This is a genomic window from Chitinophaga sp. 01L420 (genome assembly GCF_056399985.1).
Genome location: NZ_JBFTSK010000009.1, coordinates 167,421 through 191,577 on the forward strand (window position 1 = coordinate 167,421; position 24,157 = coordinate 191,577).

Genomic DNA, 24,157 nt, shown 5'->3' on the forward strand with positions numbered 1-24,157 from the left:
ACATACCCAATTCTTGTAGTATTTCAACCTGATCTAAGTTGCCTGTTCATCATTATTCAGATGTACCTGCACATTTTTTTAAGCAATCTGTCCTTTGGGCCTAAAGCACAAAGTGTGTAAACCCAGTTTTGCCAGGTGTTTCGCCGGCATAAAATAGTAGAATTTTTGCGTAATACGTAAACCTATATTCGTTATTCATTGATTTAAATGTCAACCAAAATGCATGAACATTTTAGCCCGATAATCAGTAAATCCAATTCCGGACTTGTGTATATGATCCCGTACAGCTGCGTCTGAATAAGGATATACCAGACCTGACGACTTAGTGATACCTGCGCAAATTTTCCGGGCTGATGAGCCCGGGTGGCGGAGCTATGTCTATGCTTATTCTTTTAAGGTTATGCTGTTCTATTGCCCTGTCACACGGCATATCAACCTCTTTACCTATTCATTCTTGTACTAAAATATATCCGGAATTTATGAGAAAATCTACAACACAATTTCCCGGCCTATGCTGCGTAGTTTTGGCACAATTGCTATGCAGCAGTACTGTGTTTGGCAGTTCTCCGGCCAATGTACCCGGTCATGAGAGGATCGGGTATGCCAACATGCATACCGCCGCAATTGACCTGCGGGGAGTGGTGAAAAACACAAAAGGCGAAGTGCTTATGGGCGCCAGTATTAAGGTGAAAGGAACGTCCCAGGGAACAGTAACAGATCCGAAAGGTACCTTTGTATTGAATGGCCTTGCTCCTGGTGCGGTATTGATAGTATCCATGATTGGATATGAACCCAGAGAGTACCGGGTTGCAGCAGATGCTACGTTCATCCAGGTTACGCTGGCCGATCAGAAGGCGATGGATGAAGTGGTGATTACCGGGTACCAGACACTCCGGAGAATCGACTACGCGGGCGCTGCGACTTCCGTAAAGGCCAAAGATGTTAAAGTTGCCAGCATTGGTACGCTGGATAAAATGCTGCAAGGGCAGGTGGCCGGTGTAGCCATTCAGAATACGTCGGCCGTATTTGGTACCGCACCCAAAATCAGGGTAAGAGGTAGCGCCTCTATCAGCGGTATCAATGAGCCGTTGTGGGTATTGGATGGGGTGCCACTGGAAGCGCCACTCAACATCGTTCCCTCTGAACTGTATGCCGGTAATGCCAGGAACCTGCTCGCCAGCGCATTATCCAACGTAAACCCCGAGGATATCGATGACATTACGGTACTGAAAGATGCTACGGCTACTGCCATGTATGGTACGCGTGCGGTAAATGGTGTAATCGTTATCAGTACAAAACGCGCCAGGAAAAATTCCCCCCTGCGTGTGAACTATACCTTCAACGGCACTTACAGCTTAAAGCCTTCTATCCTTGACTTTGACGTACTTAATTCTAAAGATCAGATAGAACTTAACGGCGAGCTTGGTACCATCTATGAAAGTCTCTTACAGAACTTTTCGGCAGAAACTTCAGGCCCTTATTTAAAATTACAGGACCTCTATAACAGGCGTGTGATCACGGAAAAACAATACCGCGAAATGGTCCGTGACCTGAAAACCGTTAATACCGATTGGTTTGATGTACTCTACAAAAACAGTTTCACCCAGCAACATTCTGTCAGCCTTAGCCAGGGCGGTGAAAAAAGCTCCACCCGCCTTTCCTTCAGCTACTACGATGACCCGGGAAAAACGAGAGGGGAATTTGCGAAAAGATATACTGCCAATCTGGTCAACAGCTTTCAGTTTACCAATCAGTTCTCGTCAGAAATTATGCTGAAATATGCCCGCAGGGAACAACGCCAGCCAGGTACCCAGGTAAATCCTTTCCTCTATGCAAGAGATGCCAGCAGGGCTTCCAGACCTTACGATGATAACGGGCAACCGGAATACTACAAAAAGGGGTATGCCGACTTCAACATCCTGCAGGAAATAGATAATAACTATGTGAATCTTGGTAGTACCGACTTTGCGGCACAACTGAACCTGGAGTACAAGATCACCCCAAGATTAAAGGCTTCTACCTTGTTTAATACCCGGTTTACCAATTCCTCGTTGGATGAAATCATGACCGAGCATTCGAACTATGCACAACAGTTCAGAGCTGATGACTTCCGAATACTGGAGTCAAATGGCCGCCTGTATAAAAAGCCCGGATCTCCCTCTTATGAACTGCCACAGACCGTACTGCCGGAAGGAGGTATCCTCGACAAGGAAACGATTAATGCAAAATATTATACCCTCCGTGGACAATTGGACTGGACCGCTATTGAAACCAAGAATCACAAATTGGCATTGATGGGTGGTATGGAAGTAACGCAAAACAAGCAAAGCGCCAACTTCGGACGTAACTATGGTTACAGAAGCGATAGCAAAACATTCGCGTCTTCTCCACTGGCTTATGAACGCTTATTGGTAAGTACAAATTTACCAGATGACGAAAGGCGGATGTATGGAGGAAGAAACCTGTTACAGGGTACTTCTACCTATGTAAATGACTTTACCCGGAACGCAGTATCTTATTATTCGAGTCTTTCCTACAACTATAAAGGCAGGTATATTTTTGATGCATCGTTAAGAAATGATGCGACCAACGTATCCGGCAGATCCAGCCGCAACAAATTCCTGCCTACCTGGGCAATTGGTGGTGCCTGGAATTTCGGAGAAGAGCATTTTATGAATGGACTCAATAATGTTGTTTCCAGCGGAAAATTAAGGGTATCTTATGGGTTGAGAGGAAATGCGGGTTACAGAGGCCCCGACCTGGTAGCCTATTACACGAACATCGTCCGTCCTTCTTTCCCTGCATATAACGCTACCGGCGTGGATATTACCGAGTCAGAAAATTCGGCCCTGGAATTTGAAAAAGAGTACATGTTCAGTACAGGTATAGACCTGACTTTGAAAGATGCAATAGACGTTACCGTTAACTATTATTCCAGGAAAAATTTTGACCTCGTTGGTTATAAACCGGTACAATCTTCCTCTGGTTATCTGACCAAGCTGTTTAACTGGGCCGACATGAAGAATGAAGGTATTGAAGCTTCCGTGAATATCCGGCCGATCAAAATAGCCGGCGACTTCAGCTGGTCCGGTATGGTGAATGTGGGATATAATAAGAATACCGTATTATCCGATTACCAGGGTAATAATCCTTCTGTATTCGATGCTTCTGTTGGGGAAGGCTTTCCTTTAAAGGGTATGCCACTTACCGGCTTGTATTCTTTCAGGTTTAACGGATTAAATGACAGAGGGTTGGCACAGTATACAAATGCAGCGGGTAAAACGGTACTGGGCTTTTCTGAAAGCGACAGAAACCTCGCTAACGTTGTTTACCAGGGTAGCAGAGATCCAATGTATTCCGGTGGATTTACTTCCAACTTTATGTATAAAAACTTTATGCTGGGCGTGTCCTTTGTATTTAATGCCGGACACGTAGTGCGTAAAACAGATTACTACCGGGATGGAAGATTGAGCAGTATTTACCGTGATGATAAAAATGCGAATGGTGACTTCGCTTACAGATGGCGCGCCAAAGGAGATGAGGCATTTACCAATATTCCCCGCTTATTATTGCGCGATGATATCAATGACTACGTCAATCTTGGATTCTTTGATAAGTCTACATTCGAAACCTATAACAGGTCAGATGAGCGCACTATAGATGCCTCTTATCTGCGTCTTCGCAACATCGTACTGCAGTACAATTTTATGAAGTTTGCGAAACGGTTGAGAATGCAGAACCTTACTGCAGGACTGGAAGCATCTAACCTGGCGGTATTTGCCTCTAAAAGATTTAATGGTATGGACCCGGAAACATTGTTAACCGGTTTGAATATGCCTCCTGTTAAATCGTTTACGTTCAGCCTGTCTGCCACTTTCTAAAAGCGACAGGAAGTCAACCATCAATTTAAAATGAATACCATGTTGAAGACTTATAAAATTAATCACCGTTTTTCCAAATACATAATGGCAGGGGTGTTCCTGGTGTTGGTTACCATGCCCTCCTGTACCAAATTTCTGGAAGAACCGGTAGACAACAGAACGTTGATTACTACTATTCCGGATATGGAAAAAACGCTTAATCAGATACATCCATATTCCGATCATCATTTTACGGACATCATGTCTGATGATTATATCTTCAGAGATCTGGCAGGGCATAATGTGGAAGACGCGGTGCAGCAGTTATTGCCGATTTTTGAGTATTCCATCATCAAACAATCCCTGCCCGCCACCCGTTTTCTGAGTAGTGGATTTAACCCGGTGACAGCTTTCAGGAGATATTATAATGATATCATTAACGCATTGCTGATCATCAAAAAGGCAGATGAATATAAGCCCAATAGTCCGGAGGAAGTAAACGCCATCGCCGTTATCAAGGGGAAAGCCATGGGAATAAGAGCCTATTGCAATTATATGCTGGTGAACCTTTTCGCGAAGCAGTATAATCCCACTACTGCTGATGCGGATGAAGGAATTCCTTTTGTAGAAGCGTATAGCGGAGCCCCGGTGACTCCTTACAAAAAGGTAAGTGTTAAAAAGATGTATGAAGTAATAGAGCAGGACTTATTAAAGGCGCTGACGTTGGTAAATGATACAGAAGCAGGTAATCCGCAATTTACCTTTAGTAAGGAAGCGATTCTTGCATTGTTGGCAAGGGTATATCTGAATAAGAAGGATTGGGATAACTGCCTGAAATATTCGACGCAGTTGCTCCAGAGACGCAATGTACCATTGAATGTTGGCCAGCTAAGGTCATCCATCATTGACTACGCACAGTATTCAAACAGCTATTTTAATCCCGGCAATCCTGCCTATATCATGATGGCAAGTAACACCTATCAGTTGATGGCTTACTTCTGGATGGGGATGTATCCTTATCCGGCAGCGCAGCTGATGCGCGATAATGGTGCAGATGACGCCAATAACTATGTGATCATTACCAGTGCCTTGTTCAGGGATTTTGTACCGCAAAAGCTGATGATATTTCAGGCAGCTACTACCAGGAGTGGAAATATGCCATTGCTGACCGTAGACGAAGTGTTATTTAACAGGGCAGAAGCAGACATCGAAAAGAATAACGGTCTCACTGACCTGTCAAAAGCTGATCTGACACTGTTGATTAAAAACCAGAATTTCTCTACCGCCACCGCCAATAGTAAAATTGCGCAATTAAGCACACTGGCCACGCGTAAGGCAGCTATAGACTTCCTGCTGCTGATAAAAAGGATCCGGTTTTCCAGTGAAGGCATGCGTTGGTTTGATATGAGACGGCACAGCATTCCGGTAACACATGTGGGACGTTCGGGTACTTACAAGATTGACGGAACCAAGCCGGAAGAATATGTGATTCAGCTTCCTACAGAAGAAATCACACGTAATCCGGGGCTTTAATGAATATTTTATCAGCATTAATTTTATTTCCCATGTACAATAATAAAATAATCATTTGCATACTCACCGGCATCCTGTTCGTATTGGGCGCCTGCAAAAAAGAGGATCCGTTGACAGCAGAAGTGGATCCGCCACCAGTATTTGATACCCGTACACCCGTTGGTGTGAAGCAGAAGGCCATCTTTGATAAATACGGGGTCATCTTTGAATATAAATGGAACCGTTTTGCCTACGCGCCCAATGTGGTTGCCAATCCTGCTGAGGAGAGAGATGTATTGCCATATATAGAACTGATGGAAGAATTGTTCTTCAACGCCATGGATACCATCAGCGGACCTGGTATTACCTCGAAGAAGGAAACACCTGTTCGTATTCTGCTGATCGGTAACGGTATGAACTATGGTGGGGCGGAAAGTTTTGGTGAATCCACCGCTGGTCAGGCAGGTAATATCCAGCCTAACAGGCTTACCTTGGGAGGGTTGTCGCCATTTGGTGAATTGTTACGCACACCCGGAAAAGACGCTGCATTTCTTCGTGCTATATATGATGCCGCACCTACCAGCTTTCCTGGTGATGCCGGGCTGATTGGGTTTATTTATCATGAATATACACACTACCTGGACAGTAAGCACCAGATTCCCGTGGGATTTGAAAAACCTGCTAAAACAGAATACCTGCGTGGATCTGACCAGTACAGAAATGTATCCCTGACTACCGCCATCTCCAAAGGTTTCTTTATCCCTTACGGTATGCAGAATGAGCATGAAGACTTTGCTACCTATGTACAGACGATTATCTGGAAAACGGATGCAGAAATGCAAACCAAGTATCTGACTAACAATGCCACGAGGACCAAGTATCAGCTGGTAACAAAATATTTTGCCAACCTGGGAATTCCTATTACGGCCCTGAGGGATCACTTAACCAAACAATCGGTGAAAGATCGGCTTATTGCCCTGAAAAGGAGATATGAACAATAGGGGTTGCGGTAAATTATTTTTTAATTTCTCATGCTTTTTTATGAACACACTACATAAATTTTTTCATACGAATAGGCTGGTGGCTATGGTTGCAGCCTTGCTCATTCTCACTACGCTTTCCTGTCAGAAAGACCGGGACTATAGCCGTCCGCCGGATAACAAGAATTCTTTTGATGGCGATAAAATTGCCGCCTTCAAAAATCTTACAGACGATCAGGATGTAGTATGGGCCTGGGATATGCCGGTAAGTATTGTTGGCAACAAATTTCCCAGTTTATTACTGCAATTCTCTAAGGATTCGACTGCAAACATTTATTCTATTGTAGCAAATGGTATATCAGCAGATCTCACTTCACTGTATTTTTCCGGAACACTTACGGCGGATGAAGCAGATCTTGCAGCGGGATTGGTGAATGCATTCGAGGGATTAACAGATGGTGACCTCCGGGAGATACTTGACGATCCGAGGAACCTGGATTATAAAAACTGGGTGTTGGAGCTGTTGCCTAATTATGAGAATTTTAATTCACTTGGCTTCTATCAGGAAGAGAGAGGAGGGAAGTTTGATTTTAATGGCCCGGTTCAGGTGAGCCTGACTTTCCATAACAGTAAGTTATTGGCAAATCTGAAACAAAACAGGCTGCTTGACTTTGATTTCAGGGTATTATCATATACAAAAGATACTGTTCACCTGGATGGTTATTTTGCTAATAGCGCGAATAAAAGTTCTGTGCTGTTGAAAACAAAAGCACAGCCTGGGCCTTTTGCCGCCGGATCAAGTGTTATAATTGCCATTAATCCCGTTAAGGCAAACGTTAAGTTTGTGGTGGGAGGAGTAACTGTAGGTGTGCCTGCTGGTTATAATACCTGTCTTGATTTCTTCTACAAATCATTTAATCAGGGATTTGATGCTAAGTTGGGATATGGTTTCCTTCCTAATGGGAAAGGAACCGCCGTGGCGCCGGATGTTTTGAAGACTGCGAAGATGGTGACCGTGAAAAAAGCGTTGAATGGTGATCCTGTAGAAGCACCTGCCGGAACAGTGTTGGTTACTTTATCTGTGATTAATACAGATGGTACCACGAAGGATATTGATGTGGTGAAGAATTAATAAAAGCTCACCATCAGGGATTAAGATAATAAGAAAACCTTGCAGCACCTGATGCTGCAAGGTTTTCTTATTATAAGCAAGACATCATTGTTTTTTTTGCGTATTCATCATCATACGGGCAAAATGAGCATTCATTTCTGTAATGCGCCCGCTGTTGAAAGACAAGCCAACAGACCCGGCAGGCACCGCCCCTCCCAGGCCCAATCCTGAAACGGAGAGATATAAAGCGGCTTTCTCATTTTCGCCCTTAAGCGTCCATGTTGCACCGGTAGCGCCGCCCTTACTCAGTTTCAGCTCCGTACCAACAGGTAGTCCATAGTGCAGGAAACCGTTGGCAGGAATGTCTACAGATTCACCATTTACTTTTACCGGCATTACTTTTCCTTTGTTGCCAAAGAGATAGACTACATTCTTTTCTTCCCGTTCACTATTCCGCCTGAGGGCTTCTTCAGAGGCCAGGTAAAGATCGAGTATCAATTCTGGTTTGGTGGAATCGGTGTCTGTAAAAGAGCGGAATATAAATACATTAGATCCTAACTTCCCGGAACGCATGCTGGCATGGGCCCATAATTCCCAAAGTGAGCTGCCACCCATAGCCGATCCTTTGGATGATAGCGTGGCTACATATTCCAGTCCGGTGGTGTCGCCCGGGTTGTTCCAGTAAATAAATTCACGTTGTTTTCCCTGGCGTTGGAAGGTGCCTGATTTTCGCAGGATATCTATGTTCTGACTATATATCCGGCCACAGAACAATGAGCAAACAAGTAGTAGGGATAAAATCTTCATATGTGGTATTTGCTCAAAAGTATAAAAAAAACAATGAGCTTCGCAGGAGCGGCATGTTGCCTGCGTAGAATGACGAAAATTTAACCAACTTGATTACTTTGAAAAGGTTGCTTTTGCGTTGGAATAATTGGAAATAAGAAGACCTGCACCATGGTGCAGGTCTCTTATCTCCTATACGAACTATGAATAAATACCGGGTTAGGCTATTGCCATAATTTTCCATCTAATCCCCAGGCGGGATCAATGGGAACATTGAGCCAGGTGAGGATACGAACAGGGATGTCTACTATTTTAGGTACATCACTGGATACTGCATTGCCACAAATATCTTTACCGGTTTCTTCCCAGGGCGTATTATTTTCCAGTTGCAGATCTGCTTTTTTAGGACTGGCATCTTTCATCAGGTTACCTTTGCCTTCATTGCCTTTCCACCATCCAATGAGACGGGAATAGAACGGATGATCGGCCGTAATGGTGGTATCACATTTTGAATAATCCTGGATGGTTTGTGCATCCAGTTCCGCGCTCCATAATCTTACATCAGCGATGTTGCAAATGGAATTGCCGTAACGGTTACCATAGGTAGTGGTAATGTCATCTGCCATTACAAGTTTAACAGGTGATCCGGGATCGAGTGTGCTGAAGCCCGTCATGTTACCGGATTTCAGGAAAGTACCATCCTGATAAAGTTTCACCTGACCGGCGCGGTTAACGCTAACGGCTATATGATGCCATTTGTTATCATTCAGGGGAGCGGCGCCATCTGCATTCACGTCTACTCTTTTGCTGCCATCTCCTGCATTGAACTTCCAGCTCTGACCCCGCACATTGATCACCCAACCTTTGTTTCCGCCACTGTCCCAGTCTTTGTTGGTAATGAACGGAGGATCGCTGTTAAGTCCGCTGCTACGCACTTTAAACTCAATAGTGAATTGCAGGAAGTTATCAAAGTTATAGAAGGGATTGCTGGTCCATGCACGTTGACCAGGTAGCAGGAATTTTACAAACGTAGATGCTGTTTGTGGCTTTTTTACTTCCTTTGTTTCGAAATTTTTATTGTAGTAAATAGAGAAGATGTTTTGTTCATCGTAAGAATTACCTCCATGTCCACTCATGATGCCGCCGTGATCTGTGGAGAGAATGATGAGCCAGTCTTCATGATCAATATTACTTCGTTTGCCCAGTGCCTGGAGGATGCTGCCTACGTAGTCATCAATTTTCGTGATGGCCTGCAGGTATTGTGGTACGGAGGTATCAAATCCGAATGTATGACCAGCATCATCCACACCGTTGAAATCCACGAACATCACATCCGGATTGTCGGTGGCTAAACGGGCTACAGCACTGTCTTTCACCGCGAGGTCGTTATCATTGGCAGTAATAGCTATATCTGCGTTGTTGATGATTTTATCATTGATGGGAGGCCATGATACGATAGAAATAGTGCGTAGCGAGGGTTTGGCGGCTTTGATGTATTTAAATATCATTGGATATTGTGAAAAGTTGCTGCCGGAAAAACTGTTATCGCTGACGCCATGTTTGTTACCCCATACGCCGGTCAACATAGATGACCATCCCGGACCACTCCAGGTAGGTGGTTGTGTTAACGCATCATAACTATATAATGCATGTGGTAGTAATCCTTGTATGTTCGGTGCTGTAGCGGCTCTCAGAGCAGCAGCTTTACATCCGTCTATACCAATCAGCAACACTTTTCTTTGTGACGCGCTGGCTATTTTAGTTCCTTCCGGCGCAGTGGCAGTTTGTATGACAGGCTTGTTACAGGCCATGGTAAAGGCTATCGTCGTTGCAAACAGCACAGTGTGGCGTAGCAATTGTTGGTAGCATTGAAGCATAATTTTATTTTTTGCAGTACGGTGAGATGTAAATTTTGATCAGGGAGCCTTGTTTAGCGGTGTTAAGTTATGCTAAATATTTGTTTGTCCAAATGCTTGTGTGATTATTTTTTTGAAAATTCATATTTTGATTTTATTTTAGCATTACTATACAATTATCCCTGTATTTAGGTGAATGGTCGTAAATAAGTTTAGTAATACTGAAAATTCGTTATTATATTTGACGGGAGTCTTGTTTAGTATTAGTAAAATAATTAACATTGATTTAATCGACACTATCAACCAAAGTATTATCAGCCAGGCTATATTTGAATCAGCCTTGTTTAGTGAAATGTGAACAATTATTAACATCGGTTTAAACATTCTTATCCAGACAGACATTCTTTTTTGATCCTGTAAATTTTCATGCATGACTACTCTGTACACTCATGCATTCAGAGGAGCATTATTAATGCTGCTATTAGCTACTGCTTTGTCTACTCCATCTGCTTATAGCCAGGTGAGGACAGTCAGGATGACTAATCATGCCATTGATACAACGCTCCCGCTAAATGGTAACACCACGGCGCCGGATTCCCTTATCCCGGGAAGTGCCATGCCTGGAGCCATTTCAGTAATGGATGCATCACCTGTTAAATTATTACCGTATTCCAGCATCGACCAGCTATTGCAGGGACGCATCAGCGGCGTGGAAGTAAGAAGCAACACCGGAGAACCGGGCGTTCCTGGTCTCACTATCATACGTGGTACCGCTATTCAAATAACCGGCGCCAAAAGCAGCTACTATGCACAGCCACTCTATGTAGTTGATGGTGTACCGCTGGTAATGGAACATCCCTATGCGTTTGATATCAAACAATATGATTACACCAGGCCAGGTCCTAATATCAATATGGCGGCTGCCATAGATGTAAACAACATCGAATCCATTGAAGTGCTAAAGGATTTTGGTGCTACCGCTATGTACGGCCCACGTGGTGTAAACGGCGTAATTCGCATCACCACCCGTAAACCACGCGCAGGTAAACAAAAGGTGACCTTCAATACCTATTTCGGCGTGGCGGCCAAACCAATGGTGCATACCATCAATGCGGCGTTTGAAAGAGATTTTCGCCTGCCCTTCTATCGGCAGTATGCCAATGCCAGCCAGTGGGCTGCATTTCCAAGGTACCTCGCAGATTCCATGCAGGCCGCCTATTATGGCCCCGCTAACTGGGATGATACTTACTATCAGAATCGTTTGGTGCAGGGCGTTAGCGCAGCTATCAACGGTGGCAGCGCCAGGTCGAACTTCATCTTCGGCGTAGGAGAACAGCACGACCCCGGCGTAGCAGACAAAAGTGGACTGAACAAGTACAATGTTTATTTTAAATTAAACATTGAACCGGTAAAGAACATGCAGCTCCTTACCAGCATCAGCGGTACACTGATGGATCGCAAAAACAACCACTCCCTGCGTGATCGCTTTGCGGAAGAAGAATACCTGCCTTCGCTCACTGATCCGCTACCCCCTAATAAGGATTATCTCACAAAGTATAATACAGAGTACGACAGGGTAGTAGATAAGAATAAAAGCAATGCAATACAGGCATCGCTGGCGATAAATTATAGCTTCCTGCCGCACTTTAACTTTAGTTCTTTACTGGCCGTTGATTATAATGACCAGAACCGCGACTATTWTATCCCCGGCAGTATTAATGAAGGCAATAGTTATATTTCCTATTATACTGGTCTTAACAGACGCATTTCGGTAGATAATGCGCTCACCTGGTCCAACAACTTTTCCGGAAAGCATGCGCTCACACTGAAGGTGGGACAGTCTTTACAACTGGATAACCGCAAATACGATTACACCAAAGGATACCGGGGCCCGTCTGATTTTATCAAGATCATTCGCGTGGGAGATAAAGACCATCCGGAAAATAATACCTACGACAGCCGCATGGTGTATAGCTATAAGGACTATGTCAATTTTAACCTGGTTTCCTTTTATGGCAGTGCTACCTATGAGTTTAATAAAAAACTCAACCTCAGCATGTTGCTCCGCAGCGATGGATCTTCCAATATCAACGCCAATGGGTATACCTGGTTTGTATCTCCTACTATAGCCGCTTCCTATAAATTATCGGAAGAGCAGTTTCTACGCAATAGTAATACCATCAGTAATCTGTTGTTACGTGCCAGCTGGGGACGACAAGGGAGGTTATTCCTGGATGATAACATCGGTAACGGCCCTTATTATACCGTGGATATAGGCTGGTCCGGCAACAGGAACATCGCCGGTTACAATGGTATTCCTTCGCTGAGTCTTCCTTTCAGAAAAGGCTATAGTGGCTGGGGTACACAATGGCCTTATACAGACCAGTGGGATCTTGGTGCAGATCTTTCCCTATGGCATAATAAAGTTACCATCAGCGCGGACATCTATTCTAAGACAGATAAAGATCTGATAGTAGCAGTACCGGTGCCGTCCGAATACGGATATAAGCAAACGAATAAAAACGGCATGAGCGTACGTAACTACGGCGCAGAACTTAGTGTATCCGCCAACGTTATACGCGGTAACTTTTCCTGGCAGCCACAGTTAATTGTACAAACCAACCAGAATAAACTATTGGCCCTGCCGGATCATTTATCTGCTATTACCTACGGTAACCGCAGACTGGAGGTAGGTAAACCAATAGATCGTTACTGGTTATTACAAAACAATGGCATCTACACGAAAGACAGCGACATTCCTGTAAAAGGCGGACAGCCGCTTAGTTTCAATGGTATTGCTTTTAAGGCAGGAGATCCGAAATGGCAAGATATCAATGGCGATAATGTCATTAACGATGATGACCGTATGCTGAAAGGACATAACAGTCCCACTGTAAGCGGTGGCTTCAGCAATACGTTCACGTACAAAGCGGTGTCGCTGAACTTTGTTATCGCCTACTCCCTTGGACGGCAGTTAATTAATGCACGCATGGCTGGTCGTTTCGACTTCGTAAACCGCGAAGGGGCAGACAATATTATTGGTGTGAAAGAGCTGACCTTCTGGCAACGTATTGGTGACTATAGCAAGTATCCGCTGTATAATCCATGGAGTTATGTAAACCCTTACCAGGCAGACCAGACCTTATTCCTGGAAGATGCTTCTTTTGCGAAGCTTCGTTCTCTTACGCTCTCTTATAGTCTTGCAGACCGGAAGTGGGCGCGTAAACGCTATTTCTCGCAATGTAAGGTATATGCTACGCTGAATAATCTTTTTACCATCACGAAGTATAGCGGGGGAGATCCGGAACTGGCTGACTTTAATGGTTACGACAACGGCTATGGCATGCCCATTCCTAAAACTTATACGCTGGGCTTTAGCCTGGAATTCTAAAAACAGCATTCATGAGAATCAGATTTTCTTTTATCATCCTGCTGACCATTACGGGCGGTTTGTTTTCCTGCAAGAAGACACTCTCCCCGGATGTTACCAGCCTGGTGCCTGAAGCCAATATGTGGCGGGTGAAAAATGATGCCCGGTCTGCCGTATTTGCCACCTACGGTTTATTGCGGGCGGCACTGGCAAACAGTAACGCATTTATGGCTTATGGAGAGCTGCGTGGTGGCGACTTCCGGATCAGCAGCAGACAGGATCTGAATGCAGTACTGTCTAATAACTTAAACGCCAACTATAGCGCGCTGGAAGAATGGAAAGACTGGCAGCGATTTTATGCAGTGATTGCACAGGCCAACTTATGTATAGAAAAATTGCCCCTGGTCAGTAAAAATGATTTCCGCTACCGGGCGGAGGATTTGAAACTGGATATCGCCAACATTCGCTTTCTGAGGGCGCTTACTTATTTCTATCTCGCAAGGATATGGGGTGATGTGCCTCTCATTACCAGCAATGCTGCCGGGTATTTTGAAGGTAAGGCAGCTACTCCGCAGGCGACCATTTTAGCTTTTGCTGCCAATGAAGCCGCTGCTGCTGCCATTGACCTGCCCTGGCGGTACGATGGCAAGTGGCCGGAACAACAAGGCAACTACTGGAACCAGAATGATGATTACTGGCATTCCACAGTAGGCACTAAAGCTTCCTGTTACGCACTGCTGGCGCATATTGGTGCATGGCAACAAGATTTCGCGATGGCGGAAAAATATTGTAGAGAGGTGATGGATAACAGTGGTAATGGTGGTTACTCCGTAGCCAGTACCAGCCAGCTTACTGCGGAAGATGGCGTATTTAAAGGTAAAGGGCTGGATGTGATTTTCTCCCTGAGCTTTTCCGCCGATTATCAGGAAGCTTCTGTGAGTGGTCATGCGGAAGACTGGACATTGAGTGAGCCATTTGTACCAAAGAAAACAGCGGACATATATGTGCCCAAAGATTCTGTGCTGGCTATTTTCGATGAACCCGGCGATGGACGCTTTTCTTTAAATGGAGATGGTACATCAAGCGGTAATTACTTTACCAATTTCAATAATTCCGCGCCTATGTTCAGCAAGATCAAAGTGCGTGCAGTAGTGCAGTCACCTGTTTTGCGCAGCTATGAATCAGCCATCCTCATTTTCCGCTATGAAGAAATTATCCTGTTACGTGCGGCCGCTGCCATACGTATCAACGACGTACCGCATGGTCGTGATTATTTGAACATGATCCGTACACAGCGTGGTCTCGTCAATTTTGATTCAGCAGATGGAAATGAAGTGTTGAACTATATCCTGAAAGAAAGAAGGAGGGAGCTGTTGGGAGAAGGATGGCGCTGGTTTGACCTGGTACAGTTCAAACAGATACCGGTGTATACCACGCTGTCTCAGGCAGATGTAGATAACGGCGCCGCTTTCTGGCCCGTGTCGAAAAGTGCGCTGACCAATAATCCGACACTGATACAAAATAATTTCTGGAAAAAATAAATCGTTCCTTATGTCTTTAAAACATATTGTATGCTGCTGTGTGTTGTCAGGAATGATATTAGGCAATAGCGCATGTAAGAAAGATAATACTTATCGCAGCGGACAAATTGCCACAAAAGTCAATGCCAATATTTATGACTATCTGAGCAAGCAAAAAGAGAATTTCGATACGCTGCTCTATATCATAGATAAAGCCGGTCTGACAGATACGCTGAAAAAAAATGCGGTCACTTTTATCGCCCCAGTGGACCAGAGCATTGCGGTAGCCATGCAGAATCTGAACTTATACCGTAAATCACATCAGCTGGCTACTGCCACACTGGATAGTGTAGCTCCCTTTGTTTGGCGTACGTTATTACTACGCTACATGATTGCCGGTAATAAAACATCTGCCAGCTTTTCATTAAAAGATGGGATAGATGTAAGTACTCTTAACCGGCGCCGGTTGCATATGGACGGAGTACAATCCAATACAGAAGGAGTGGTACAATCCGGTGCCTACCTGCTCAAGTACAGCGACCTGAATGGTTCACGTTTTGTAAGAGACTGGATTTTCTCTTATGTAAATACCGCAGATATTCAATGCACCAATGGGGTATTGCATGTACTGGAGCCAACGCATGTATTTGCCTTTAAGTCATTCGTGGAAAAAACAACTTCCCTGCAAAACAAGTATAGTGATTATTACCTGGCTACGGGTACCATCTTTTTTCCCACGGGTACTAATCGTCCCTGGTATGATAGGTTGAAATCGGTATCCGCAGTAGACAGTGTTACCTGTGATGTGGAGGGCGCCGATTTACTCGGCAGTGGCTATATCATCCGTATACAGGTGGCGGCAGATAATAAAGTGACGGTTACGCCTGCACCACAATCCGCCAACAAAACATTGGCTAATGATGGTGATTGCAGGTATGATGAGGAGATGCAGGCATTTGTACTCCATTACAAATATGTAGGATCTACAGGTAATCGTCATATCGATGAAATCATCAGCCTTCGTAATTTCTAAATTTTCAACCGACCGAAAAAAAGTTATCATGCTGAAAAAATATCAATTAACATCCTGCCTGATCTTGTGTATGGGCATTATTGGGGGCGGTATTTCGTCCTGCAAAAAGGCACCACCGGAAAGGGATTACCTCAGCAATAATGCAGGGTTTGAGCCGGTAGATGCATATTCGCCGGTGCTTGGCAGAACCTTTTTGTATAAAACAAATTTCCAGGCAGACGGCTCCAGTTTCCCGCTGCAGTTTAGTTTGCTGAACCAGCGTCATGCGGATGGCTCTCCTGCGCCTGAATTAACACAGAACGTAACGGTGAAGGAATGGATAAAAGACTATGATGGTACAGAAAAATCATACGAGGAAATAGAAGGGAAGCGACAAGCAGTGCAGCATCCTTTTTTTGAAATAAGACCCGGTTCCGGCGATTTTGTTTTCCGTCAGGCAAGTGCATCTCAAATCCGGGCGTATCCGGATAGCGGGTACTTATTTGATGTAAAAGTGGAGAATAACGGCAATTCGCTTTCCTTCAGAAAATTACGCCTGCAGCCTCTCCGGGAGGTGCCTTACGAACCTTACGAATATGACTATGTGACCCGTTTGCGTAAAACCGAAACCCGTACAAACGCAAATGGAAGTAATTACCAGGCGCCCTTTTCCATTCATCCCGGGTTAGCCAATGTGTATGTGTCGAAAGATACACTGATGGCCGATTCTGCAGCGGCAGTTTATTTCCGGAAAACAGGTAATGGTCATTCACTGACCTTCAAATTCCTGGACCAGGACTCTTTACCGATAGATCCGATGAAACTGAATACCACGAAATGGAGTGAGTTGGTGCACGGGTTTGACATGAAGAAGACAAGTACGCAGGTAACCTACAATGTTGCTTATCCAATCCCATTGACATCGCTTGATACCAAATATGCTGTGGCGGGTAATGCGAAGGTGTTATTCGGTTATTCCCGCAAGGGGCTGGGTGGCGGCCGTGCAGAAGGTTACTTCGGGCTGAACTTTGCCATATGGGAAGAAGGAGACTGGGAAGTGATTTTCCGCTTTTATCGTACACCGCGTTTCCAGGATGAATGATAACATCCTGTTACGCAGATCAACCTATTTTTTAATTATCCAATTATTCCATATGCTACTCAAATTTACTATACGCAGGTGGCTATTCATGGCGGTGTTACTGATGCTGCCGGGAATACTGTATGCTCAGTCAATAAAGGTAACCGGTAAGGTATTGACTGATGACAATACGCCTATGCCGGGAGTTACGGTGATGCTGAAAAAAGATGCTACACATAAACAGGGGATCGGTATTACGAATGCCAGCGGAGAATTTTCCGTGAGCGTGTTGGCGACAGATATCCTGGAGTTTACGTATGTGGGATATGAATCCAAACAGGTACCGGTAAAAGGAAAGGTACGCCTGATGGTGACCATGGTGCCTTCTTCCAAAAGCCTGAAAGAGGCAGTGGTAGTAGGGTATCAACGTAAAACAAAAGAGGTGATAACGGGATCGGTTACACGTATTACCGCAGATGAAATTAAAGATGTACCGGTATCCAATATAGAGCAGTTATTGCAGGGTAAGGTGGCAGGATTGAATATCCAGAACAATACCGGCTCGCCAGGATTCAGGGGTAGCACTGTCTTGCGCGGACTATCCCAGATTGCCGTTTCTGGTTCGGGCAATAATGCCTATGTGACACCAGCTTCACCTTTATATGTGATAGATGGGGTACCTGTAGATGCCAATGCCGGTTATGAATATGGTTTTCAGTCCAAAGGACCAGGTACCAGTCCGCTATCGATGATTCCCCCGGAAGATGTGGCGACGATAGATATTATGAAAGATGCAGATGCGGCTGCCCTTTATGGCTCACGTGGCGCGAATGGAGTAATTGTAATTACTACCAAGCGTGGTAAGTCTGCCGTACCTATCGTCAGGTTGTTCAGTAGCTTTTTTATGAACACCACTCCACCATTACGTAAAACCATCGGCGGTATGTCCGAGCGTGATTTCCTGGTAAATGAAATTCTTTCTACGTATAGTCGTGACGAGATCTACAAGATTTCCAAAACAGCTTTTTTATCAGATAGTCTGAATCCGTTCTTCAATAACTCTACCAACTGGCAGGCGTTGTACTATAAACCCACATTCAACCAGACGCATAATCTTTCGGTAAGTGGGGGTACGCAGGTATTGAGTTATAAAACCAACCTGAACTACTACCGGGAGCGTGGCGTGATAAAGAACACAGGTTTTGACCGTTACGCGGCTACCATGAATCTTGATTATAACCCCAGCCAGAAATTTAAGATTTCCGGGTCGGTGACGGCTGGTCTTGGTAAGAAGTTAAAAGGCAGTGGTAATGGATTGACAGATGTGGGTGCTGGTACAGGAGTTGCTTCTTCTCTGCTACCGGGACCTTCTTACTTTTTGAATGTGTCGCGTTTTACAGGAGCTATTAATCGGAAGAGTGATTCTAAAACGTATAATTTCCGTACTTATATAGATGCCTCTTATGAGTTCCTGCCACATACGCGCATAGGTAATAATATCAGTTACGATTATACGGATGATACGGAAGATAATTTTATCCCTGCGCTGGCAAATGGTGATCAAAGCGCTGTTTACGGTTATAGTGGTCGTACGGCGAATTTATATGACCGTAGTTCTCTTACGTATTCAAATACTTTTAAGGAGAAGCATACGCTGTATGCGTCCGTTTTCTCCGAGATGATTGTCAACCAAACGCAGGCGAGGGAAATCAATCTGAATAATGGACCCAATGACGTATATCATGGACCGTTAGGCTTTTCTTCCTACTACGGTGGCTATTCGGGGATAGAGGTGAACGGTGGCTACCTGGAAACGCATTCGGTAGGTCTGGCGGCTAACCTGACCTATGACTTCAGCAAGAAGTATGTGGTCAATTTTAACTACCGGGCAGATGGTAATTCCTACGCGGGCGTAAAAGACCGCTGGGCAAAAAGTCCATCGATCGGTTTGAAATGGAATTTTGATAAAGAAGAATTCATGAAGGGGATTAGCTGGTTGGATTTTGGTGACCTGCGTGCTACCTATGGTATCAACCTGCGTCCTTCTACCAATGTATTTGCTTCCCTGGGTTCTTATCTCGTGAATGGCAATTATAATAATGTTTCCCGTATTACTCCCAAGTTGGGCATCATGCCAAATCCTTACCTGAAGCCGGAGAGGGTGGAACAATATAACCTGGGGATAGATCTCAGTATGCTTCAGGGACGTTTTATGCTTACCGTAGAAGCATATCAGAAGGTGATTTCCAATATGCTTTACGACCGGAACCTGTCTACTTCCACAGGTTTTACCAAAACGATTACCAATGAGTCGTCCATGATGAACAAAGGGTATGAAGTTACGATCGCCATCCGTCCTTTGCCGGCGTCATCGAAATTTTTCTGGAACCTTAACCTCAATTGGGCCGTTTCCAAGGATATCCTGCTGGAACTGCCGGGAGGCGCCAGACAGGTCATCTATTCTTCCGATAACGGACCTGTTATTAATAAAGTGGGCAGGAATACCCTCAGCAACTTTTTGTTCGTAACAGACGGCGTATATAGCACCAATGACGATGTGCCTATTGATCCGATTACCGGTTTGCGTATGCGTAGTGCCAGCGGCGGCTATTTCCATGCCGGCGATGCGCGGTACCGTGATGTGGATGGCAACTTTATTGTGGACGACAGAGATTTACAGATCTCGGGAAACCCTGAACCCCGGCTGACCGGCGGGATTTATTCCACTATGACGTATAAGAACTACAGTCTCGCTGTGAGTGGCACCATCGTATTACACCGCGATTTGCTGAACAACGCTTTATCGGAACGATTGGGCAATTTGTATTACCCGCTGGGTAATAAGCCTGATAACGGGCCGCTAACCTTACCCGATGTGAATGAGTATGATTACTGGAGGAAGGCAGGCGATCGTGCAAAGTATCCCAATCCGCTTAATTATACGGGTAACACGGATAACTATAATCCTTCCCAGAGCCTGTTCCAGGAAGATGGATCGTACTTTAAAATTAACAGTATTACGTTGGGTTATACCTTCAACAAAGACCTGATAAAAAAGGCGAAGCTGAATAATGCCAGGGTATATTTTACCGGTGCCAATGTGCTGATGCTATCCAGGTATTCAGGTCCTAACCCGGAAAACGTAACTACACTGGGGCGCGACCGGCTTGATTCCTATCCCACGTCACCCTCTTATACACTTGGTTTAAATCTTGAATTTTAAATGATGACCGTTATGCATAGTAAAAAGTGGATATGGACTTTACTGCTGACCGGTACCTGTGTACTGGCAGGCTCCTGCAAAAAATTCCTGGAGGTAGAACCGGTGGATCGTCTTGGGGCGAATTCGTTCTGGAAAACACAGTCGGATGTAGAATCCGCTGTGGCAGATACTTATGGCCTGATTTACGATAAGCTCACTTATGGACCTTTTCATAATATTAACGGAGATATCAGGGCAGGGGAATTTAATGGCAACTGGGTAACTTCCTTTAAAACCGTAGCCAGGAATGACCTGATGAATACAACTGAACTGAAAGATCCCGAGCGGTATAAGGTATATCAGCTGGACGACTGGTATCCTTATTATCAGTCTATCGCGGCCTGTAATATCGCCATAGACCGGATTCCGGGGGTAACAAGTTTGTCTGATGCCGATAGAAAACGTTATCTCGCAGAAGTTCGTTTTGTGAGAGCATTTACCTATTTCTATATCGCGCGTATTTATGGTGATGTACCGTTGTATACATTACCTTATGATGCCACCGCCCGTCCACGTACCAATTTCATCGAAGTACTAAAGTTTTGTATTAAGGAAATGAATGAGGTAAAAGATGATATGCCCTGGCAGTATGATGATCCAACCAACTGGGGGGTACGTGCATCCCGTGGCTCTGCCTATACGCTGATTGCCAACTGCTATATGTGGATGGCCGGTTTTGATAAAAGTAACCTGAATGAGTATTGGAAGCAGGCTGCTGACGCTGCATTAGCGGTGAAGAATAGCGGTATGTTCCAGCTATTGCCTATTGAAGAGTTCAAGAAGATTTTTAAAGGTCGTACCCGTGAAAGCATCTTCGAATTTTCTGTGAACAAGAATTACGGTACGGAAACAAAGTATGTATCTCTTGGACAGTGGACTACCCACGACCCGATTGTGGTATATGGTTCCAACAGCGACTGTTACTATGAAGCCAATTATATTAGCCGGTTGTATCCTCCTGCTAATCCGGATAAGCGCCGGGACTTGTGGTTTTATCTCCCTTATGTGAATAATACTACATCGATGTTTCTCAAATACTCTAATGTCACCAACCCGCAGACTTTCTATTTTGATGATGATATGATCATATTCCGTTATTCCGGTGTGCTTTTGCTGGCAGCGGAAGCATTGGCTAATCTGAACAGGAATGATGAGGCAATAGCACTGATGAATATGGTGCGTAACAGGGCGGGAGCATTGTTGTATACTCCTGCAGAAGGAAATCTGAAAGATGCCATATTCCTGGAAGAACAAAAAGAGCTGATAGGAGAAGGTGTAAGGTGGTATGACCTGGTACGTACCGGAAGGGTAACTGACCCGGCGCAATGCAAAAATTATCTTACCGCTGATCAGTTTAAACAGGGCGCATGGACATGGCCTATTTCATCGGCTGCACAAGTTAATAATCCCAATATCGTATTGAATAAATATTGGGTTAAATAAAAAATAAATGTTGTGATATGAAAACAGGAACACGTTTATTCCCTTTACTGATAGTGGCAATGATGGTATTGGCCCTATCCTGTAAGAAAGATGATTATTATAAAGATAGCGGTAAGCAGATAGGGGTATATGATATTGGCGCATATGATTTTCTGAAAGCCAGGCCTTTCTTTTTTGATACGCTCACCAATATTATTGACAGCGCCGGGTTGCATGATGTGCTGCAAAATGAAAGTGTTACTTTCTTTGCACCTACCAATCATGCCATTAAAAAAGCGATGGATGCCGTCAACACGGTACGTTATATCGAGAATATGGATTCTATCTATCTGCGGGAGATTCCTGGTGAAATCTGGAAGCGCTTTCTCTCCCGTTATATTTTCAGAGGCAAGTATATGCTGAAAGATATAGCACGGCGGGATAAGCTGCAGTTACCAGTTTTCCCGGGACAGAATATGGAGTCCTACGGTGGGTATATCATGAACCTGGGTGTTCAATTCAGCGACTATAATAAAACCAAGGATGTAGGTCCCCGCACAGTGGTTATCACTGCCATTGGCGACCTAGCCAACCCGTTGAATATCAATAGCCTGGTGGCTACATCCGATCTGCAATGCAAAAATGAAATTGTTCACGTACTGGATGATGATCATAATTTTGGTTTTAACGCTATGGAATTTGTGCAGGCAGTGCTGGATTACTGGCAGCAATCCGGCGGGCATTAATTGTTTACTTCAAATTTACGCGCATGAATAACAATATTTTAATAGTGTTGCTTGTCTTTTTTTTAGTGGGAGCAGGCGCATGTAAGAAAGATACTTATGTTGGTAAGGATCCATACGGGGATGCGAAAGAACAATTGAAGATAAAGCTGAACACCACTGCGGCATCACCGGGCTCAGGTGGTTATGGAGACGTGATCCGTTTTACAGGCAGCGGCTTTTTAAAGTACAAAGACAGTATTGTGATGAAGTTCAATGGGCAGCGGGCTACTATTAAAGCGATTTCGGATACCACGCTCCAGGTGGAGGTACCGGATCTGGCAAGCAGTGGTATGGTTACCATGAATGTAGGCGACCAGGTTTTCCCTGGACCCTCATTTACGGTGAATGGACTGATGCAGGTAGATAATAGCTTCGCCTCTTTTGTAGGTGCCAATGATGGGGTAACCCGTATCCTTGGTATGCCGGATGGGACTTATATTGTTGCAGGTACTTTCACAGATTACAATAATGGAGGCGCGCGTGCGGGTAATAACGCTATTGTTGCTATTTTGCCCGATGGTACCCAGGATAAATCCTTTAAAACAGAAGGCCGCATCAAAGGTGGTGTCAATGATGTACAGCTCATGAAGAACGGGCAATTGCTGGTGTGTGGTTACTTTAACGTGAATGGCTATACGGCTGGCATTGTCAACAATCTGGCTTTACTTACCTCAAAAGGCGCTTTGGTATCACGTACGGTTAATCATATCAACAAAGATGGTGAAGCGATTACAGATACCGTTCCTTCATTTAAAGCTGCCTTTGATGGATCGGTGTACCAGTTACGCGTACAATCCAATGGCGATGTGATCGTGATCGGAGGATTTACCTATTACCTGAGCAAGCAGTATTATCCGGCAGGAAAAGATACCGTGATTACAGATTCCGTGCGGGTATCCGGTGTAGTAAGACTGCATGCAGACGGGTCATTTGACTCTACCTACAACTACGACCTGGTAGCACATAGGGGAAAGGAGCTGATGAATGGCTATATTGGTAATACTTATCTGCAGTCGGATGATAAACTGATCGTATGTGGTAGTTTCACCAGGAATAATGCCACACCGGTAAACAATTTATTCCGGGTGAATATGGATGGAACATTGGATGCCTCATTTCAGACAGGCACAGGGCCGGATGGCGTTATTAATTATGTATCACCCATGCGTAATGGCAAATTCCTGATTACGGGCAGATTCGTTAAGTACAATGGTCAGTCCCGTAACAAGATTGCTGTTATTAATGCAGACGGTTCGCTGGATGCCGGCTTTGACACCGGATCGGGAACTGGTCCCGATGGATATATCTACAAATCGATGGAATTGGGTAATGGTAATATCCTGGTGTCCGGTGATTTTCAGCTTTACAACGGGATTAGAAGGTATGGCTGTGTAATACTGGAACCTACCGGTAAACTAAGTACGAAATATAATAATATAGGTGGATTTGGTTTTGCGCAACCCTTCTTTACAATACCGTTGTTGGATGGTGTGAATGCAGATGATGGTCATTCTACCATTCTGACGGGTAACTTTACGAAGCTGGATCTTAAACAAAATAATCGTCTCGTGAAAATCACCTATTGAGTAACAGATGTAAT

The 24,157-nt window shown here is 44.5% G+C and carries 14 protein-coding genes; 12 read left to right on the top strand and 2 right to left on the bottom strand.

From position 1 onward, the window contains the following. Nucleotides 1–479 precede the first annotated feature (479 nt). Genes AC1DP6_RS12000 through AC1DP6_RS12015 form a run of 4 tightly spaced genes read left to right on the top strand, consistent with a single transcriptional unit; the run spans nt 480 to nt 7,484 of the window. A complete protein-coding gene (locus AC1DP6_RS12000; RefSeq protein WP_477055020.1) occupies nt 480–3,881 on the top strand; it encodes a SusC/RagA family TonB-linked outer membrane protein in 3,402 nt (1,133 codons plus the stop codon). Nucleotides 3,882–3,920: 39 nt separating this feature from the next. Further along, a complete protein-coding gene (locus AC1DP6_RS12005; protein WP_477055021.1) occupies nt 3,921–5,393 on the top strand; it encodes a RagB/SusD family nutrient uptake outer membrane protein in 1,473 nt (490 codons plus the stop codon). 32 nt (nt 5,394–5,425) lie between these two features. After that, nucleotides 5,426–6,373: a putative zinc-binding metallopeptidase gene (locus tag AC1DP6_RS12010; RefSeq protein ID WP_477055022.1), complete on the top strand. Its 948-nt coding sequence runs from the start codon at nt 5,426–5,428 to the stop codon at nt 6,371–6,373. Nucleotides 6,374–6,413: 40 nt separating this feature from the next. After that, nucleotides 6,414–7,484 (top strand): hypothetical protein, encoded by a 1,071-nt coding sequence (locus AC1DP6_RS12015; RefSeq protein WP_477055023.1) that lies wholly within the window; start codon nt 6,414–6,416, stop codon nt 7,482–7,484. An 84-nt stretch (nt 7,485–7,568) separates the two neighbouring features. Here the strand turns inward: AC1DP6_RS12015 and AC1DP6_RS12020 are convergent, their stop codons facing one another. Together AC1DP6_RS12020 and AC1DP6_RS12025 are read right to left on the bottom strand one after the other, a co-directional pair. Further along, on the bottom strand, nt 7,569–8,270 hold the full coding sequence (locus tag AC1DP6_RS12020; RefSeq protein ID WP_477055024.1) for a hypothetical protein: 702 nt from the start codon (nt 8,268–8,270) through the stop codon (nt 7,569–7,571). A gap of 203 nt (nt 8,271–8,473) precedes the next feature. Next, nucleotides 8,474–10,126, bottom strand: coding sequence for an alkaline phosphatase family protein (locus AC1DP6_RS12025; RefSeq protein WP_477055025.1), 1,653 nt, complete (start codon nt 10,124–10,126; stop codon nt 8,474–8,476). A 409-nt stretch (nt 10,127–10,535) separates the two neighbouring features. Between AC1DP6_RS12025 and AC1DP6_RS12030 the strand changes: the two genes are divergently transcribed. The 8 genes from AC1DP6_RS12030 to AC1DP6_RS12065 are packed head-to-tail and all read left to right on the top strand — an operon-like array spanning nt 10,536 to nt 24,143. Beyond that, on the top strand, nt 10,536–13,496 hold the full coding sequence (locus AC1DP6_RS12030; protein WP_477055026.1) for a SusC/RagA family TonB-linked outer membrane protein: 2,961 nt from the start codon (nt 10,536–10,538) through the stop codon (nt 13,494–13,496). 11 nt (nt 13,497–13,507) lie between these two features. Continuing rightward, entirely contained in the window at nt 13,508–15,016 is a 1,509-nt protein-coding gene (locus AC1DP6_RS12035; protein WP_477055027.1) for a RagB/SusD family nutrient uptake outer membrane protein, read from the top strand. 10 nt (nt 15,017–15,026) lie between these two features. Then, nucleotides 15,027–16,028: a BT_3044 domain-containing protein gene (locus AC1DP6_RS12040; RefSeq protein ID WP_477055028.1), complete on the top strand. Its 1,002-nt coding sequence runs from the start codon at nt 15,027–15,029 to the stop codon at nt 16,026–16,028. Between the two features lie 28 nt (nt 16,029–16,056). Further along, a complete protein-coding gene (locus AC1DP6_RS12045) occupies nt 16,057–17,109 on the top strand; it encodes a DUF5007 domain-containing protein (protein WP_477055029.1) in 1,053 nt (350 codons plus the stop codon). A gap of 52 nt (nt 17,110–17,161) precedes the next feature. Then, on the top strand, nt 17,162–20,311 hold the full coding sequence (locus AC1DP6_RS12050; RefSeq protein ID WP_477055030.1) for a SusC/RagA family TonB-linked outer membrane protein: 3,150 nt from the start codon (nt 17,162–17,164) through the stop codon (nt 20,309–20,311). Between the two features lie 12 nt (nt 20,312–20,323). Further along, the gene (locus AC1DP6_RS12055) at nt 20,324–21,793 is read left to right on the top strand and encodes a RagB/SusD family nutrient uptake outer membrane protein (protein WP_477055031.1); all 1,470 of its coding nucleotides are present in this window, start codon (nt 20,324–20,326) and stop codon (nt 21,791–21,793) included. Between the two features lie 17 nt (nt 21,794–21,810). Beyond that, nucleotides 21,811–22,518, top strand: coding sequence for a fasciclin domain-containing protein (locus AC1DP6_RS12060; protein ID WP_477055032.1), 708 nt, complete (start codon nt 21,811–21,813; stop codon nt 22,516–22,518). Between the two features lie 23 nt (nt 22,519–22,541). Continuing rightward, nucleotides 22,542–24,143 (top strand): DUF5008 domain-containing protein, encoded by a 1,602-nt coding sequence (locus AC1DP6_RS12065; protein WP_477055033.1) that lies wholly within the window; start codon nt 22,542–22,544, stop codon nt 24,141–24,143. Nucleotides 24,144–24,157 lie beyond the last annotated feature (14 nt).